A 14,888-nucleotide genomic window follows, 5' to 3' on the forward strand; every position below is an offset into this window, starting at 1 on the left:
GGATCAATGGACGTCCTGGCGAGAATCCGCCAACTCACCAAGCCCGATGCCGCCGCCGACCCGGCGCTGCTCGCCGATCTGGCTTCCTTGACGGACCTTCCGGCGTTGCTCGAAGCCGGCCGGCTGCTCGCGAAGGTACCCGCTTCGCTGCTGGGGAAGCTGAAGCCGTTGCGGGTGGCCATCACCGGCACGTTCACCGCGTCCGGTGTGGCGCCGCTGCTGCGGGTCGCCCTGCTGGGCAAGGGAATCGCGCCCGAGATCCACGTGTCCGGCTTCGACCAGCTGGCCGTCGACCTGAGCAGTCCGTCGTCACCGCTCGCGGAGTTCGACCCGCAGGTGACCCTGTGCCTGCTGCACGACGACTGGTTCGTGCCGCGTGACTGGGACCCCGCCGACCCGGAGGGCTTCAGCGGGGCGGTGCGCTCGCGCTGGTCGATGTTCGACAACCTCGTCGGCGGGTTCACCGAGCGGTCCGGCAGCGCGGTTCTGGTGCACACCGTTCCGTTGTCGCCCATCGAGATGCGCGGAGTCGTGGCGTTCGACGGCCGTGCCGCGCTGGGTCGCGCGTGGCGTGACCTGAACAGCGACCTGCTCGGCATGGCGCTGCGCCGTGACCAGGTCCACGCGCTGGACCTGGAGGCCTACCTGGTGGACGCTCCTGCCCGGCTGCGCGACGAGCGGCTGTACCGCTTCGCCAGTGCGGCCTGGACGCCCGAGGTCGAGCACGTCTACGCCGCGGAGGCCGCGAACTTCTGCCGCGCGTTCATGGGCATGGCCAAGAAGGTTCTCGTGCTCGACCTGGACAACACGCTGTGGGGTGGCGTGGTCGGTGACGACGGCCCGAGCAGCATCCAGATCGGCCCGATGTACCCCGGCAACGCGTTCCGCGAGATGCAGCGCCGCGCGGTCTCGTTGCGCCGGCAGGGCGTCGTACTGGCGTTGTGCAGCAAGAACGAGGCCGCGATCGTCGACCAGGTCCTGAACGAGCACCCGGACCTGGTGATCCGGCCCGCCGACATCGCGGCCCGCGCGGTCAACTGGCAGCCGAAGGACCAGAACATCCGGGCGCTCGCGGCTCAGTTGAACCTCGGCCTGGACAGCTTCGTCTTCGCCGACGACAGCACGTTCGAGACCGAGCTCGTCCGCGGCTCGATCCCCGAGGTGACCGTCGTGCACCTGAACGGCGACCCGGCCGATCACGTCGCCGCCGTGCAGCGGGCTGGTTCGTTCGACGTGCTGACGACGACGGCCACCGACCGCTCCCGCACCGAGCTGTACAAGGCCCGCGCCGAACGCACGTCGTTCGCCGAGTCGTTCGGCACGGCGGACGACTACCTGCGCAGCCTGGAGATCACCGTGACGGTGCGGGAGGCCGACGAGTTCAGCCTGCCGCGCCTGGTCCAGCTCGGCCAGCGCACCAACCAGTTCAACATGATCGGCCGCTCGCACCCCGAGGCCCGGACGCGCGAAATGGCTGCTTCCGACGACTGCCTGGTGCTGGTCTTCGAGGTGGCGGACCGGTTCGGTGCCGAGGGAATCGTCGGCGGTGTCTGGGTTTCTCGTCGGGACGATCACTGGCTCATCGAGAACTTCGTGATGAGCTGCCGCGTCTTCACCCGCGGCGTCGAGCACACCGTCGTCCAGCACATCGTCGACCGCGCCGCGTCTGCCGGGGCATCGCGCCTGGAGGCCGACTTCGTCGCCACGGACCGCAACAAGGCCGCGGCCGCGTTCTACCCGGAGGCCGGCTTTTCGCTGACCGATGGCCGTTACACACTGCTGGTCGTGCCGCGGCCGCAGATCAGTCCTGATTGGACCACTCTCGTCGTCGACATGGAGCACGCTGATGTCTGAGGTTTTCGTGGAAGTGGCCGGCCTGGTCGGCCAGGTGACGGACCTGCCGGTCGAGGAGATCTCGGCCGACTCGCGGTTCGACTCGCTCGCCAACTGGACGAGCTACGAGGCCCTGCGCCTGCTCACCGGCATCGAGCAGCGCTTCTCGGTGCGCCTCGACCTGCAGGAGTACTTCGCCCTCAAGGACGTCGGCGGTCTCGTCGCCGCGGTGTCCTCGGCTCAGGTGAAGCCGTGATCCTGCGCATCGACCACGTGGGCGTGGTGACGGCCGACCTCAACGCTTCGCTGGCCGTCATGGACATGAAGTGCACCTACTCCGACGACGTCTCGGCCTACGGCGTGGCAACCTCGTTCTGGCAGTGCCCGGGCGACACGACGTCGATCGAGCTGGTGGCCCCGGTCCGTGCCGATGCCGCGGTGCACGGCCACCTGGCACGGCTCGGCCCCGGCCTGAACCACGTGGCGTTCGAGGTGGACGACATCGACGCGGACCTGGCGGCACTGCAGGACCGCGGCGCGATCCTCGTCGACGAGAAGCCGTGCCAGGGCGGCCGGCCGGGCCTGCGGGTGGCGTTCGCCCACCTCGGCCCGGCCACCGGCCTGCTGGTCGAGCTCGTCGACTACGGCAACCGGGCCTGAGGCTGTTCGGAGGCCTCCTCGTGAGGCCTCCGCTCGTTCGGCCGGCGGGTCAGCACGAGCGGCCCGTCCTCGGTGATCGCGACGGTGTGCTCCGAGTGCGCGGTGCGCGACCCGTCGGCGGACCGGAGCGTCCAGCCGTCCTCGTCGAAGACGATCTGGTCGGTCGTGGCGGCCAGCCACGGTTCGATCGCGATGGTCAGGCCGGGCCGCAGCTTCATGCCGTGCCCGCGCCTGCCGTTGTTCGACACGTGCGGCGCCTCGTGCATGGTCCGCCCGATCCCGTGCCCGCCGAACTCGAGGTTGGGCGTGTACCCGAACTCCGCGGCGACCTCCCCGATGGACGCCTCGATGTCGCCCATGCGGTTGCCGGGCCGCGCGGCCTCGATCGCGGCCTCCAACGCCACCTCGGTGGCGCGGATGAGGTGCAGATCCGCCTCGCGCGGCGTGCCGACGACGATGGACATGGCCGAGTCCGCCACCCACCCGTCGATGCTCACGGCGATGTCCATCGTGAGCAGGTCGCCGTCCTGCAGCACGTAGCTCTTCGGCAGCCCGTGCAACACCGCGTCGTTGACCGACAGGCAGATGACGTTGCGGAACGGGCCGCGCCCGAACGACGGCGAGTAGTCCCAGTAGCAGGACTCGGCGCCGCGCTCCTGGATCATCCCGCGCGCGTGGTGCTCGAGGTCGAGCAGGTTCACGCCGACCGCGGCCACTGTGGAGAGCTCCTCGAGCAGCTTTCCGACGAACTGGCCGGTGACGTGCATGCGCTCGATCTCGCGCGGCGACTTGAGTTCGATCAACGTGATCCTCCGTAGGCTGGTGCCGGTATAACTATACCGGATCACGCTTGGAGGCCGGGCAACGTCACGGCCCTAGCGGCTGAACAACATCACCTGGGTGGGCGACGTGGTTTGCGCTCACCCGCGCCACGTCTCCACAGTGCCGGGCATGAAGCAGGTGCTGCAGCACAGGATCGACTCGACCTTCGCCCACTACGACGTCAACCGCAACGGCGTCATCGAGCTGGCCGACATCTACGCGCTGGCCAACCGGCTGCTGCAGGCGTTCGGTGAACCGGCGTCCTCCGAGCGCGGCAGGGAGCTGGTCGACGCGTACGACAGGTTCTGGGAGGTGCTGGTCGAGCACTGCGACGCCGACCGCGACGGGCGGATCGGGCCCGCGGAGTACCGGGAGGCGATGATCTCGGCGTTCGTCGAGGCCGGGTCGTTCGGCGCGGACTTCCTGGAGGTCGTGCAGTCGTTGCTGGACATCGCGGACACCAACGGCGACGGGCGGGTGGACGCGGGTGAGTTCCAGGTGTTGCTGAAGGCTCGTGGGTTGAGCGAGGAGGAGTGCGGGCTGGCCTTCGTGCACCTCGACACCGACGGCGACGGGGCCATCAGCGTGCTGGAATACGTTGCGGCCGTGCGGGACTTCTACACGAACCCCGCAGAGGGCACCCCCGGTAGCTGGCTGTACCCCACGTCGTTGCAGCTCACGTGAACTAGATTTAGTCACTAATTATGACTACCATGAACCGGTGACTACTACGGTGGAGCTGACCCGCTTCCGGGTGCTGCCCGGGAAGGTCGACCAGTTGCTGGCCGCCCGGCCGGGCATGATCGCCGACTTCGAGGCCGACCGCGAGGGATTCCTCGGCGCACGGCTCGTGCGGCTGCCCAACGACGAATGGCTCGACATCGTCGAGTGGCGTTCGTCGGCGGACTACGCCGCTTCCAGTGCGAAGGGCGCGAACCTGCCCGGCATCAAGGCCTTCTTCGACGCCATCGACTCGCTCGTGAGTGCCGAGGAAGGCGTACTGCCGTGATTCGCCGAGCCGGGGCCTGGCGTGACCAGGCCCCATGCCCGGACTAGACGCAGCGGAAGCTCGACGCTTCCAGCGGTGAGCCGTAACCCTTTTGGGACCGGACGGCGACATCAAGGAAGACGTGCTCAACATGGCGTTCCGCAACTCGTGCCTGAACTGGGTGCCGGCGAAGGGGGCGCCGAAGATCGAGCCCAAGAACCGGGTCGGCTGCTACGGCGCGCACGACACGGAGTACCTGGACTCGGTCCTCGCGAACAGCGACATCGAGAAGGACGTGCCCTATCCCGGCGCCGAGGAGCTGACGAAGATCGGCGGCACCGGGTGCACGCGCACGTTCCTGTCGGACAAGGTGACCGGCCAGGACAAGGAGAAGACGCTGCGGTACTGGGTGATCATCCCCACCGCCGAGGCGTGGAAGGTGAAGACCAACAACGGTTACCGCCACTCCGACCGGCTCATCTACTGCTTCGTCGGCAAGGCGGACGGGTCGAAGCTGACCGAACCTCTCCTGAAGAACTGACTTCCTGTCACATCCGCGCCCGCGATTTGGTCAAGTAGGCAGGAACCCGACGAGAGGATCAGCAGCGTGTCCTACCCCGAGAAGGTGTACTTCGGCGAGACCGGCGAGGTCAATGCGAACTTCCGCCCGGCGAGCACCCCCGTCGACACCGGCCGGCCCGAGCACGGCATCCACTACCTGGCGACCACCGAGACCACGCGCGGCGAGTTCGGGCTCTACCGGGTCGTCATGAGGCCGAAGGCGGGCGGGCCGAGCACGCACTTCCACCGCACGATCTCGGAGTCGTTCTTCATCCTCAACGGCACCGTGCGCCTCTACAACGGCGACAAGTGGATCGACGCGGAGCAAGGCGACTTCCTGCACGTGCCGCAGGGCGGTCTGCACGCCTTCCGCAACGACTCCGACGCACCGGCCGAGATGTTGTTGCTGTTCACGCCGGGCGCGCCGCGTGAGGAGTACTTCGAGAAGCTGAGCAGCGTCGCGAAGGAGGATCTCACCGCGTTCCGCCTCAAGCACGACTCGTACTTCGTCGACTGACCGCACGCGGCGCGCCCCGCAGTCAGTCCTCCACCAGGATCGCCCCTGCCGGGCACACCGCCGCCGCGTGCCGCACGTCAGCCGAGCGGGCCTGGGGTGGGCTTGCGTCCAGCAGGTCCACCAGCCCGTCGGAGTCCCGCTGGTCGAACACGTCGTCCGCGGCCAGCACGCACTGGCCGGACCCGACGCACTTCTCCTGGTCAACCACGACCTTCACGTCTACCTCCAGGTGACGGGCAGCTCGGCGACACCACCGGTGAGCGTGGCGCGAACCTGCAGCTGGTCGATGTCCTTGGCCAAGCGCAGCGCTGGCAGGCGGCGGGCCAGCGCGGAGAACACGACGCGCAGTTCGGTGCGGGCGAGCGACGCGCCGATGCAGAAGTGGGCGCCGTGGCCGAACCCGAGGTGTGTCCTTTCCGGACGGTCCGGGTTGAAGGTCTCGGCGTCGGAGTAGACCGAGGCGTCGCGGTTGGCCGCGTTGATCGACAGGACCAGCGCGTCGCCGCGGCGGATCGTCACGCCGGCGATGTCGACGTCCTCGCGCGCGTACCGCAGCAGGCCGAGGTCGCCGGGCGCGCCCAGGCGCATGATCTCCTCGACCACGGCGTCGACGTGGCCCTCCGGGTCGGCGACCAGCTCGTCCCAGCGTTCGCGGTCGGTCATCAGGAACAGCACGCCCAGGCCGATGCGGTTGACGGTCGTCTCGTGGCCCGCGAACAACAACCCGACGCAGAGCCGGACCATTTCCGCGTAGTCGTACGACGGGTCCTCGCTCTGGGCACGGATCAGGTCGGAGATCACGTCCTCGCCGAGCTGCGGGCGCTTGGTCTCGACGAGTCCCACCATGTAGCGGAAGAACTCCTCACGAGCCTGGTGGGCCTCCTCGCCGATCGCGGTACCGGCCATGCGCTCGGACAGCGAGGCGAAGAGCTCGTGGTCGGCCTCCGGCACGCCGAGGAGCTGGCAGATCATGGCCACGGGCAACGGGAACGCGAGCCCGGAGTGCAGGTCGACCACGCCGGCGGCATCGTGCTCGGCGGTCAGCTGGTCCAGGTAGCCGTCGACCAGCCGGTCCATGTGATCGGACAGCATCCGCATGCGCTTGGCGGAGAACGCCGGGGTCAGCAGGCGGCGCATGCGCGCGTGGTCGGCCTCCTCCGTTTCGTACTCGCCGGTCGGCCCGTCCTGCACGGCGGCGGTGGAGATGCGCGACGCACGTTCCGGTTCCGGGTGGGAACGGCCGAAGCGCTTGTCGCCCAGCAGGAGACGGACCTCCTCGTACCGGGTCACGAGCCAGGCGGGGTCACCCGCCGGTGTCGTGACGGGCGCGATCGGAGCTTCTCGGCGCAGCACTTCGTAGAGAGGGGCGAGGTCGAGGACGTTCGGCCTCGCCAGCGGCAGCTGCAGGCGCTCAGCGTCAATGCTCATGCACCGACCGTAGCGCTTTCTGACACTAACTGCCATAAAAGTTTCGACGGGTGGCGTGCTTAAATCGCCCGATGACGGACGCTGCCACCGAAAAGCCTCGCCGAGGACGGCCGCCGGTGAGCGACGAGCAACGTCAGCGGCAGCGCCTCGACATCTCGCGCCACGCGGTGCGGTTGTTCGCGGAGCAGGGCGTCGCCGCGACGTCCGGGGAGCAGATCGCCCAGGCCGCCGGCGTCTCCGAGCGCACGTTCTGGCGCTACTTCCCGCACAAGGAGAGCTGCGTCGAGCCGTTGCTCACCAAGATGGTCGACGCGTTCTGCGTGGTGCTGCGGGCTTGGCCGCCGGAGCTGGAGCTGATCGACCACCTGCGCGAGGCCTACACACCGGTGCTGGACTCGGCGAGCGACGAGGACGTCGAGGCCGTGCTCGAGGTGGTGCGGCTGACCCACGGCGAACCCGCGTTGCGCGCCGCCTACCTCATGCTCCGCGAACGGGCGGAGGACGCGCTGGCGGACGTGCTCGCGAAGCGGCTGGACCTGCCGCCCACGGCGATCGAGGTGAAGGTCCAGGCCGCCGCCATGAGCGCCGTGCTGAAGGTGGCGACCGACGACGTCGCCCAGGCCTCGGTCGAGGGCGTCACGCAGGCAGGACTCGACGGGCATCGCGAACAGCTGGCCACGACGCTCAGCCTCGTGCTGCGCTGCCTCTCCCAGGCCGCCGCCGGGTGATCAGGCGGGGTTCCAGCCGGTGAGCGCCCAGAGGAACACCGTCACCAGCACCACCACGACCACCAGTCCGGTCGCGCCCGCCCAGGCCAGTCCCGAGCCGATCGACCGCCACGGGTTCGGAGCGGCGGTCCTGACCGCCACGCCTGCCAGCGCCGAGCCGAGGGCGATCCAGACGAACGTGTACGCGTACTCGCCGCCCTGCCAGCCGATCGGCTCCAGGAAGTCGTGCAGGAAGGCGACGACGGTCAACGCGAGCAGGATCACGGGGACGGCGAAGCCGGCCAGCGCGGCGACCCGGCCGCGGTCGAGTTCGGTCATGCTTCGAGCTTGCGCGCACGCCGCGCCGGCGGCATCAGTACAACTACGCACCCTCACATCGGACCGTGGTCCGATGTGAGCAACGCTCCGGCTTCCTAGCGTTGCGGGGCATGAGGGTTCTGGCACTGGCGATCGGTCCGCTGGTCTGGTTCGCCGCACTGCTCGTGCGGCATCTCGGGGTGGAGACGGCAGGGTTCACCGTGGCGGAACGGGCGCGCTTCGACGCCGAACCGTTCGCCGCGCCAGGGCAACTGGCCGCGTACGCGCGACAGCCGGAGCTGGTCACGGCCGGGTACGCGTTGTTCGCCCTTGCGTCGATCCTGTTGTGCGCCACCGTGATCGTGTTCGCGCGGGAGATCGGCGGCCGCCTCGCCTTCGCCGGTGGAGCGGTGCTGGTGGCGTCGCTGTTCGCGCGGCTGTACTTCTCCGGCATCGACCTGACGGCCTTCGTGCTGGTCGACCGGATGGGACTGGACCGGGCCGCAGCGTTCGCGATGGAGTCCTATGTGGACCTTTCCTACGGGCTGTGGCGGGTTCCGGTGGCGGCGTCGGCGGGGTCGATCGTGGGCGCGGTGCTGCTCGCGATCGGGGGGTGGCGTGCCGGAAAGCTCGGTGTGGTGCCGTGTTTCCTGCTGCTGTCGTTCGGATGGGTGTTCATGGGCGTGCTTAAAGAGGCCACGCTGATCACCGTGCTGCACGGGGGCGTGGCGGCGGTGGTGTTGTTCGGATGGTGGACGGTGGGCGGGCGCTCTCTCGCCTGGCCGGCGAGAGAGCGCCGCTAGATCACCACCAGCTGGAGCAACGCCCGCTCAGGCTGTCGCAGAGGCGGAAGGCGATCTTCGAGACGTCCGAGTAGCTGCCCGAGAAGCTCGAGTTCCTCACCGAGCCGTCCTCGGAGCGCTGCAGATAGGTGTGCGAGGGCAGCGACGACGGACCGTCGGTCCACCACCTGCCGTCGTAGTCGTTGCCGTCCCAGACCCACGACTTGCACAGCGGCAGCGTGCCGCCTTCCGGGCCGCGCAGGTCGGCGCACTGCTGGGCGGCAGACGCGGGGGAGGCGGCGAAGACGATCGCACCGGCGACGGTTGCGAAGACGACGCCGATTTTCTTGGCAGCGTTGAGAAGCATGATGTGGCCCCAGTTCCGGTGAGAGAGATCAGGCGTCGATGATGCGGGCGTCGAAGTACCAGCCCTGCTCGCCGCCGCCGTTGGCCGACCACTGCACGATCTTGGCGCCGTTCGCGGTGCTGCCGCCGCCGGAGACCGACGCGACCTTGCCGCTCTTGCCGTTGTACAGATAGCCGCTCGAGCGGTGGTCCCAGGACTGCTCGGGCTCGCCGTTGCAGGTCCACTGGATCAGCTCGGCGCCGTTGGCCGTGCTGCCGCCGCCCGAGACCGAGAGGCACTTGCCGCTCTTGCGGTTCTTCAGCTGGCTGCCGGACCAGTACCAGAGCTGCTCGCCGCCGTCGTTGCAGCTCCACTGGATGACGTTGGCGCCGTTGGTGGTGCTGCCGCCGCCCTCGACGGACATGCACTTCTCGCTCTTGAAGTTCACGATGTTGTAGTAGGTCGCCGCGCTGGCCTGCGGAGCCATCGACGCGGTGAGACCGACAGCCGTCAGTGCGGCGAAAACCGTTCTGCTGTAACGCAAATCGCACCCCAGTGTGATCGGTCGGGTCGAGCGACCCGTGATTGCGACGTTACAAACGTCGTCAGGGGTGCTCCAACACCAGCTGATCAAGTTCGCCTGGACTTCATTTCCCCTTCATCTCGGTGATCACCGGCTGGAGCCCGGCTCGCTCGTGTTCGACCGCCTGAAATCAGCCGGTCCCGGCGACTCGTCGCCGGGACCGGCCGAATCAGACTCCGCGTCCGCCCGTCAGTTCCCCGACCGCGTCGAACGCGGACTGCTCCGTGGCGATCATCGTTGCCGCGATCTTGCCGGCGACGGTCGTCGCCGCGAACGAGGTACCCGTCCACTGGGCGGTTCCTTCGAACACGACGGGGTTGCTCGGCGGTTGGATGCAGCCCATCGGCACCGTGTACTTGACGGTTCCGCACACGGAGGTGCTCAGCACCTGCTCTCCGAGCTCGAACACGTCGATCCACTCGGCGTCCCGCGGGTTGAAGTCGGACGGGGCCCCGTTCCTGCCCACCGACCCCACGGCGATGACTCCATCGCAGGCGGCGGGGAAGCCGGGCCGGTTGTTCTGCTCGACGCCCTTGACGGGGTCTTGCCGCCCGTGGTTGCCCGCGGCGGCGACCACGACGACCTTGTTGCGCAACAGGTCGATCGCTCGCTTCAGCACGAGCGGCGGCTCGCCGTCGTCCGTGTGACACACCAGCGGCATCACGAGCACGCTCACGTCGCGGTCGGCGAAGCGCGTCATGGCCATGGCGACGTCCCAGACGGTGGCCCTCGCGCCGTCGTGGTTCAGCACCGCCTCCACGATCACCGACGCCTCCGGCGCCTCGCGGAGGATCAGTCCCACCGAGAACGTGCCGTGGATGTCGAGGTGGTTGTACACGTCGTCCTTGTCCTCGCTCGCCGGTAGGAGCGCGCTCCCGGCCGCGATCAGCCGCCCCGCGAACTGCGGGTGCGGATAGACCTTCGTGTCGATCAGGCCGACCTGGACCTTCGGATGGCTCGAGCTCTCTGGCAGTTCGAAGGCGTTCTCCACCTTCAGCGGGTAGGTGTCGCCACCGATGTGCGGGGTGCCGTGCACAGCCTTGACGGTGCGGTTCTTGCCCATCTCGGGCGCCCATCCGTTGTGCTTGCCGCGGAAGGTCCTGCGGAGCTCGTGGAGGATCTCGTCCAGGTCGGTCTCGGGTGGTGTGCCTCGATCGAACCTGCTGTGCTCCCCGCGCGCCTGGCGTTCCTCGCGAAGTGCGCGGAGCGTGGAGGCGGCGTTCTCGAGACCCGGCAGGCTGATCACACCGAGCCCGAGAACGGCGCTGTGCTTGTCCGGGTGAGGTCTTGCGCCGGAGTCGAAATTTGAAAGATGTTCGGTTACGAGATCCACGTAGGGGAGATCGACGACAATCTCCCTGTCGCTCTCACGAGGGAAATCGTCCGACATCGTGCCGGCGTTCGTCATGGTTTGCACACCTCCACATCCGTGCGGCCTGGCGGTCGCATCGACTATGACCTCCTTTCTGGACAGCGTGATACGCACGAACAGGTGGTGTACCGGTCCAGCGAACCGGCAGTGACGCCGCTGTCACACAGCGCAGAACAATGCGGCGACAAGGCCGCGACAAGAGAATTGCATGACGCGCGCACAACCCTTGACGGACTGGTGACCAACGAGAGGCCGATATTCCGTCTGAGGGTGAAAGTCATGCGCGAAGCGATGTCCATCAGCAATCTTGTCAGGGATGCGGTGCAGGGCGACGAAATCGCCTGGAGCCACATTGTGCGGTCGTACACCCCGCTCGTGCGTGCTGTTTGCCGTGAGTACGGCCTGGGGACGGCGGACTCCGACGACGTGTGCAGCCGGGTGTGGATGCGGCTGCTGCTCGGCATCTCGCGCATCCGTGAGCCGGCGGCGCTGTCCGCGTGGCTGCGGACGACCACCCGGCGGCAGTGTCTGTTGCTCCTGAAGGAGATGAGACATGACACGTCGCTCGACGACGAGATCGTCGCGCACCCGGCCGAGGCGTCCGCCGACGAGGAGATCCTCGCCGAGGAACAGCGGATCCTGTTGCGCGAGGCCACCGCCGGCCTGACCGACCAGGATCGCCGGTTGCTCGCGCTGCTGTTCTCCGATCCGCCGACGCCCTACGCGACGATCAGCGAGATGCTCGGCATCGCGACCGGCTCCATCGGACCGACCAGGCAGCGAATCCTGCTGCGGCTGCGTCAGGCGCCGGTGTGGAGCGCCTACCAGCCGACCTTCTGATCGCCGGGCTCGCCCACGGGCGTCAGCAGGGCGCGCACGGCGTCCGCGTCGGGCACACCGAGGCTGGTGTAGCCGGCCAGCGCCGTCTCCCGGTGGCCGCGGGCCCGGTCGAGGTCGCCGACCGCCTCCCGGACCGCGGCGAGGCCGGCATGTGCACGGGCCTGCTCGTACCGGTCGCCGATCGTGCTCGCCACGGCGAGCGCGTCCGTGTGCCGCGCCTCCGCGTCGTCGAGCAGACCAGCGGCACACAAGGCCTGTCCGAGACCGTTGAGCGCCTCGGTCTCGCCGGCCCGCTCACCGATGCGCCGGAAGTGGTCGAGGGCACGGCGGAGCTTCTCGGCGGCCTCGGCAGGCTGACCCGAGCGCAGGTGCACGATGCCGAGGTCGTTCAACGCGTAGGCCTCGCCGACCCGGTACCCGATCCGCTCGAACAGGGTGAGCGCCTGCTGGTGGTGCGCCAGTGCCAGGTCGAGCTGGTCGAGGCTCTGGTGCACCAGGCCGAGGTTGCCGAGCGCCTCCGCCTGCCCCAGCGGGTCGACGAGGCGCCGGTAGATGACGAGCGCCTCCATGAGGTGCTCGGTCGCTTCCTGGAGATCACCTCTGCGCCAGAGCACGACACCGAGGTTCTTGTGCGCGCACGCCCGTCCGATGTCGTCGTGCACGTCGGCGTAGCGGCCGAGCGCGAGGCGCAGGTGTTCCTCCGCCTGATCGAGCAGGCCCTGGTGCCAGTACACGAGACCGATGTTGACCAGTGCCCGTGCCTCGCCGCCGTGGTCGCCGATCCGCACGGCGGCTTGCCGGCCCAGGCGGTGGATCTTGTAGGCGTCGGCGTTGAGGCCGCTGGCGTCGAAGTAGCGGAAGAGGGTGTTCGCCATGTTGACCGCGTGCGCGGGCCACTCGTGGGCCTCGGCGTGCACGCACACCGCGACGAGGTTGGCCCGTTCGTCGTTCAGCCAGTCCTGTGCGGACTTGGTCGTGGCGAACACGGGAGGAGGGCTGCACGGCACCTCGACGTGCGGTCGCCGATGCCGCTCGGCGGGATGGAGGGTGTCCATCGCCGCCGCCGCGGTCGACAGGTAGAAGTCGAACAACCGGGTGATCGCCGCGTGCCGGTCGGCCGGCGGGTTCATGGCGACGGCCAGGTCGCTCGCGTAGGCGCGCAGGAGATCGTGCATGCCGTAGCGGTTGTGGCGCTGCGCCTGGACGAGGTGGACACGGGCGAGGCGGTCGAGGAGCTGCCGCGCCTCCTGCAGGCTGGTGCCGCCGAGCGCGGCGACCGCGTGCGCGTCGAAGTCCTGTCCCGGATGGAGACCGAGGAGGCGGAACGTCGCGGCCGCGTCCTCGGCGAGGTTCCGGTACGACCAGGAGAACACCGCGCGCACAGCGGTGCGCGGATCGAGGTCCGCGTCCAGGAGGTCCAGCCGCTTCTGCTGGTCCTCCAGCTCCTCGACCAGGACGGACAACGGGATGGCCGGCCGCGCGGCCGCGAGCTCCGCCGCGACGCGCAGCGCGAGCGGGAGCCGGGCGCACTCCTCGGCCAGTGCCTCCGCGGCTTCCGGCTCCGCGCTCACCCGATGCCCGATCAGCCTGCCGAGCAGTTGCACGGCGTCCCGCAGCGGCAGCAGGTCCAGGTCCAGCCGCCGCGCGCCGTGCCGGGCGACCAGGCCGGCGAGCGAGTCCCTGCTCGTCACCACGACCAGGCAGCCGGGGGTGCCGGGCAGCAGCTGACGGACCTGGCCCACGGTGGCCGCGTTGTCCAGCAGGATGAGCATCCGCTGCCCGCTGAGCTCGGTGCGGTACCTGGCGGCGCGGTCGTCGACGTCCAGCGGGATGTCCCTGCCGTTGAGGCCGAGCGCGGAGAGGAAGCGGGTCAGCGCGTCCGCGGCGGACAGCGGCCGTTCCGCGTCGTAGCCCCGAAGGTCGACGTAGAGCTGACCGTCGGGGAACCTGTCCCGCACCCGGTGCGCCCACCGCAGGACCAGGGAGGTCTTGCCGACGCCCGCGGTGCCGGAGACGGCCGAGACGACGACGGCGGTCGACGTGCCACCGGCCTCGTCCAGCAGCTCGTCCAGGGTGGACAGCTCGTGCTCGCGTCCGGTGAAGGCGTACACGTCGGCGGGCAGCTGCGCGGGTACCCGGCGGGCGGGCTGTGCGGGAACCTCCGCCGTCAGGTGCTCCCGGGCCGGCGCCGTGTTCCTGATCTCGCCTCGCAGCAACGCCTCGTGCACCGCGCGCAGTTCCGGTCCCGGATCGATGCCGAGCTCGTCGGCCAGCCGCAACCGCGCCGACGTGAAGAGCTCGAGCGCCTCGGCGTCGCGACCGCACAGCGCCAGCGCCCGCATCAAGGCGGCGACCAGCGGCTCCGCCAGCGGGTGCTCCGTCACGACCTCGCGCACCGGCCCGACGACCTCGGCCGCACGGCCGAGGCGGGTCAGCGCGTCCGCCCACAGCGTGACGGCGTCGAGGTGTTCTTTCACGAGGGTTTCGCTGATCCGCGCCGCCCAGCTGCCCGACGTCCCGGCGAGAGGCCTGCCCTGCCAGAGGTCGAGTGCGGACCGCAGCGATGTCACCCGTTCGTGGTCCGTGTCACAGGGAGCGCGGGCCAGTCTGCGGAAGCGGTGCAGATCGACCCAGTCGCGGTCGACCTCGAGCACGTACCCGCCCGTCCGCCGCTCCAGCTTCACGTCCACGCCCGCGGCGGTGGCTCCAGCGGCGAGGATCTGACGGATCCGGGTCAGGTGGGCGTGCAGCGAGGCACGGGCCCCAGCGGGCTGTTCCAGACCCCACAACCGATCACCGAGTGTCTGCAGGGAGACGGGCCTGCCGGCTTCGAGCGCGAGACAGGCGAGGACAGTTCTTTGTTGCGGGGGACCGATTTCCAGCCGCCGGCCGTGGACGCTCACTGAGACGTCGCCGAGCAGGCGGAACGCCATCGGTGCATCCGGCATGGTCATTGCGCTACCTCGCCCACCCCAACAGGTGCCACTCAAGATATCGCGGCATCAGGGGCGGGTATTTCGGCGGTAATCAAGATTTTCAGCGCGGAAACCGTTCGGCCTATCGCCGTCCCCCCGGATCGGTCACGAAGGGTTACCACGCGGGTGCTGGCCGAGGCCGCCGCGGCGCGGGCG

At 69.1% G+C, this 14,888-nt stretch carries 18 protein-coding genes; 10 read left to right on the plus strand and 8 right to left on the minus strand.

Features of this window, described 5'->3' with window-relative positions; genetic code table 11:
- The first annotated feature begins 6 nt into the window (after positions 1-6).
- From ABFX45_RS18560 to ABFX45_RS18570, 3 genes are read left to right on the plus strand one after another with little or no spacing between them, the layout of a single operon-like run.
- Positions 7-1,854 (plus strand): HAD-IIIC family phosphatase, encoded by a 1,848-nt coding sequence (locus tag ABFX45_RS18560; RefSeq protein WP_346131374.1) that lies wholly within the window; start codon positions 7-9, stop codon positions 1,852-1,854.
- Entirely contained in the window at positions 1,847-2,089 is a 243-nt protein-coding gene (locus ABFX45_RS18565; RefSeq protein WP_170155064.1) for an acyl carrier protein, read from the plus strand. The genes ABFX45_RS18560 and ABFX45_RS18565 overlap by 8 nt, the downstream gene beginning before the upstream one ends.
- Positions 2,086-2,493, plus strand: coding sequence for a VOC family protein (locus ABFX45_RS18570; RefSeq protein WP_109638486.1), 408 nt, complete (start codon positions 2,086-2,088; stop codon positions 2,491-2,493). The genes ABFX45_RS18565 and ABFX45_RS18570 overlap by 4 nt, the downstream gene beginning before the upstream one ends.
- Here ABFX45_RS18570 and map read toward each other — a convergent pair.
- On the minus strand, positions 2,475-3,296 hold the full coding sequence (map, locus tag ABFX45_RS18575; protein ID WP_109638487.1) for a type I methionyl aminopeptidase: 822 nt from the start codon (positions 3,294-3,296) through the stop codon (positions 2,475-2,477). The genes ABFX45_RS18570 and map overlap by 19 nt on opposite strands.
- A 97-nt stretch (positions 3,297-3,393) precedes the next feature.
- Between map and ABFX45_RS18580 the strand changes: the two genes are divergently transcribed.
- From ABFX45_RS18580 to ABFX45_RS18595, 4 genes are all read left to right on the plus strand, one after another.
- Positions 3,394-3,999 carry an EF-hand domain-containing protein gene (locus tag ABFX45_RS18580; RefSeq protein WP_346131377.1) on the plus strand — a complete coding sequence of 202 codons (606 nt, stop codon included), beginning with the start codon at positions 3,394-3,396 and terminating at the stop codon, positions 3,997-3,999.
- 37 nt (positions 4,000-4,036) lie between these two features.
- Positions 4,037-4,324 (plus strand): antibiotic biosynthesis monooxygenase, encoded by a 288-nt coding sequence (locus tag ABFX45_RS18585; protein WP_109638489.1) that lies wholly within the window; start codon positions 4,037-4,039, stop codon positions 4,322-4,324.
- Positions 4,325-4,415: 91 nt separating this feature from the next.
- Positions 4,416-4,844: a hypothetical protein gene (locus ABFX45_RS18590; RefSeq protein ID WP_346131379.1), complete on the plus strand. Its 429-nt coding sequence runs from the start codon at positions 4,416-4,418 to the stop codon at positions 4,842-4,844.
- A 66-nt stretch (positions 4,845-4,910) separates the two neighbouring features.
- The gene (locus ABFX45_RS18595; RefSeq protein ID WP_109638492.1) at positions 4,911-5,381 is read left to right on the plus strand and encodes a cupin domain-containing protein; all 471 of its coding nucleotides are present in this window, start codon (positions 4,911-4,913) and stop codon (positions 5,379-5,381) included.
- Positions 5,382-5,403: 22 nt separating this feature from the next.
- On the opposite strand, the gene ABFX45_RS18600 is transcribed toward ABFX45_RS18595, so the two are convergent.
- Both ABFX45_RS18600 and ABFX45_RS18605 read right to left on the minus strand, forming a co-directional pair.
- On the minus strand, positions 5,404-5,598 hold the full coding sequence (locus ABFX45_RS18600; protein ID WP_109638493.1) for a ferredoxin: 195 nt from the start codon (positions 5,596-5,598) through the stop codon (positions 5,404-5,406).
- Between the two features lie 2 nt (positions 5,599-5,600).
- A complete protein-coding gene (locus ABFX45_RS18605) occupies positions 5,601-6,809 on the minus strand; it encodes a cytochrome P450 (RefSeq protein ID WP_109638494.1) in 1,209 nt (402 codons plus the stop codon).
- Positions 6,810-6,925: 116 nt separating this feature from the next.
- Between ABFX45_RS18605 and ABFX45_RS18610 the strand changes: the two genes are divergently transcribed.
- Complete coding sequence (locus ABFX45_RS18610) at positions 6,926-7,537, plus strand: TetR family transcriptional regulator (protein ID WP_109638495.1); 612 nt, start codon at positions 6,926-6,928, stop codon at positions 7,535-7,537.
- Here ABFX45_RS18610 and ABFX45_RS18615 read toward each other — a convergent pair whose 3' ends face one another.
- The gene (locus tag ABFX45_RS18615) at positions 7,538-7,855 is read right to left on the minus strand and encodes a hypothetical protein (RefSeq protein ID WP_346131383.1); all 318 of its coding nucleotides are present in this window, start codon (positions 7,853-7,855) and stop codon (positions 7,538-7,540) included. It abuts the gene before it with no gap.
- Positions 7,856-7,965: 110 nt separating this feature from the next.
- Here ABFX45_RS18615 and ABFX45_RS18620 point away from each other — a divergent pair, with 110 nt between their 5' ends.
- A complete protein-coding gene (locus ABFX45_RS18620; protein ID WP_346131385.1) occupies positions 7,966-8,637 on the plus strand; it encodes a hypothetical protein in 672 nt (223 codons plus the stop codon).
- A 1-nt stretch (position 8,638) separates the two neighbouring features.
- Here ABFX45_RS18620 and ABFX45_RS18625 read toward each other — a convergent pair whose 3' ends face one another.
- From ABFX45_RS18625 to ABFX45_RS18635, 3 genes are all read right to left on the minus strand, one after another.
- Positions 8,639-8,983, minus strand: a complete 345-nt coding sequence (locus ABFX45_RS18625; RefSeq protein ID WP_346131387.1) for a hypothetical protein — start codon at positions 8,981-8,983, stop codon at positions 8,639-8,641.
- A 28-nt stretch (positions 8,984-9,011) separates the two neighbouring features.
- Positions 9,012-9,506 (minus strand): RICIN domain-containing protein, encoded by a 495-nt coding sequence (locus ABFX45_RS18630; protein ID WP_109638499.1) that lies wholly within the window; start codon positions 9,504-9,506, stop codon positions 9,012-9,014.
- A 208-nt stretch (positions 9,507-9,714) separates the two neighbouring features.
- Positions 9,715-10,791, minus strand: a complete 1,077-nt coding sequence (locus ABFX45_RS18635; RefSeq protein WP_170155065.1) for a S8 family peptidase — start codon at positions 10,789-10,791, stop codon at positions 9,715-9,717.
- Positions 10,792-10,857: 66 nt separating this feature from the next.
- Between ABFX45_RS18635 and ABFX45_RS18640 the strand changes: the two genes are divergently transcribed.
- A complete protein-coding gene (locus tag ABFX45_RS18640) occupies positions 10,858-11,757 on the plus strand; it encodes an RNA polymerase sigma factor (RefSeq protein WP_109638695.1) in 900 nt (299 codons plus the stop codon).
- Here ABFX45_RS18640 and ABFX45_RS18645 read toward each other — a convergent pair.
- Positions 11,739-14,711, minus strand: a complete 2,973-nt coding sequence (locus ABFX45_RS18645; protein ID WP_346131391.1) for an AfsR/SARP family transcriptional regulator — start codon at positions 14,709-14,711, stop codon at positions 11,739-11,741. The two genes, ABFX45_RS18640 and ABFX45_RS18645, sit on opposite strands and share 19 nt — an antisense overlap.
- Positions 14,712-14,888 lie beyond the last annotated feature (177 nt).

It is taken from the genome of Lentzea roselyniae (genome assembly GCF_039537795.1).
GTDB classification, from domain to species: Bacteria; Actinomycetota; Actinomycetes; order Mycobacteriales; family Pseudonocardiaceae; genus Lentzea; species Lentzea atacamensis.

What these genes read in the sequence shown, in the direction of transcription:
- ABFX45_RS18620 (WP_346131385.1), top strand. Translation starts at nt 7,966, where the DNA reads ATGAGGGTTCTGGCACTGGCGATCGGTCCGCTGGTCTGGTTCGCCGCA.
- ABFX45_RS18615 (WP_346131383.1), bottom strand. Translation starts at nt 7,855, where the DNA reads ATGACCGAACTCGACCGCGGCCGGGTCGCCGCGCTGGCCGGCTTCGCC.
- ABFX45_RS18605 (WP_109638494.1), bottom strand. Translation starts at nt 6,809, where the DNA reads ATGAGCATTGACGCTGAGCGCCTGCAGCTGCCGCTGGCGAGGCCGAAC.
- ABFX45_RS18640 (WP_109638695.1), top strand. Translation starts at nt 10,858, where the DNA reads ATGTTCGGTTACGAGATCCACGTAGGGGAGATCGACGACAATCTCCCT.
- ABFX45_RS18645 (WP_346131391.1), bottom strand. Translation starts at nt 14,711, where the DNA reads ATGACCATGCCGGATGCACCGATGGCGTTCCGCCTGCTCGGCGACGTC.
- ABFX45_RS18565 (WP_170155064.1), top strand. Translation starts at nt 1,847, where the DNA reads ATGTCTGAGGTTTTCGTGGAAGTGGCCGGCCTGGTCGGCCAGGTGACG.
- ABFX45_RS18625 (WP_346131387.1), bottom strand. Translation starts at nt 8,983, where the DNA reads ATGCTTCTCAACGCTGCCAAGAAAATCGGCGTCGTCTTCGCAACCGTC.
- ABFX45_RS18560 (WP_346131374.1), top strand. Translation starts at nt 7, where the DNA reads ATGGACGTCCTGGCGAGAATCCGCCAACTCACCAAGCCCGATGCCGCC.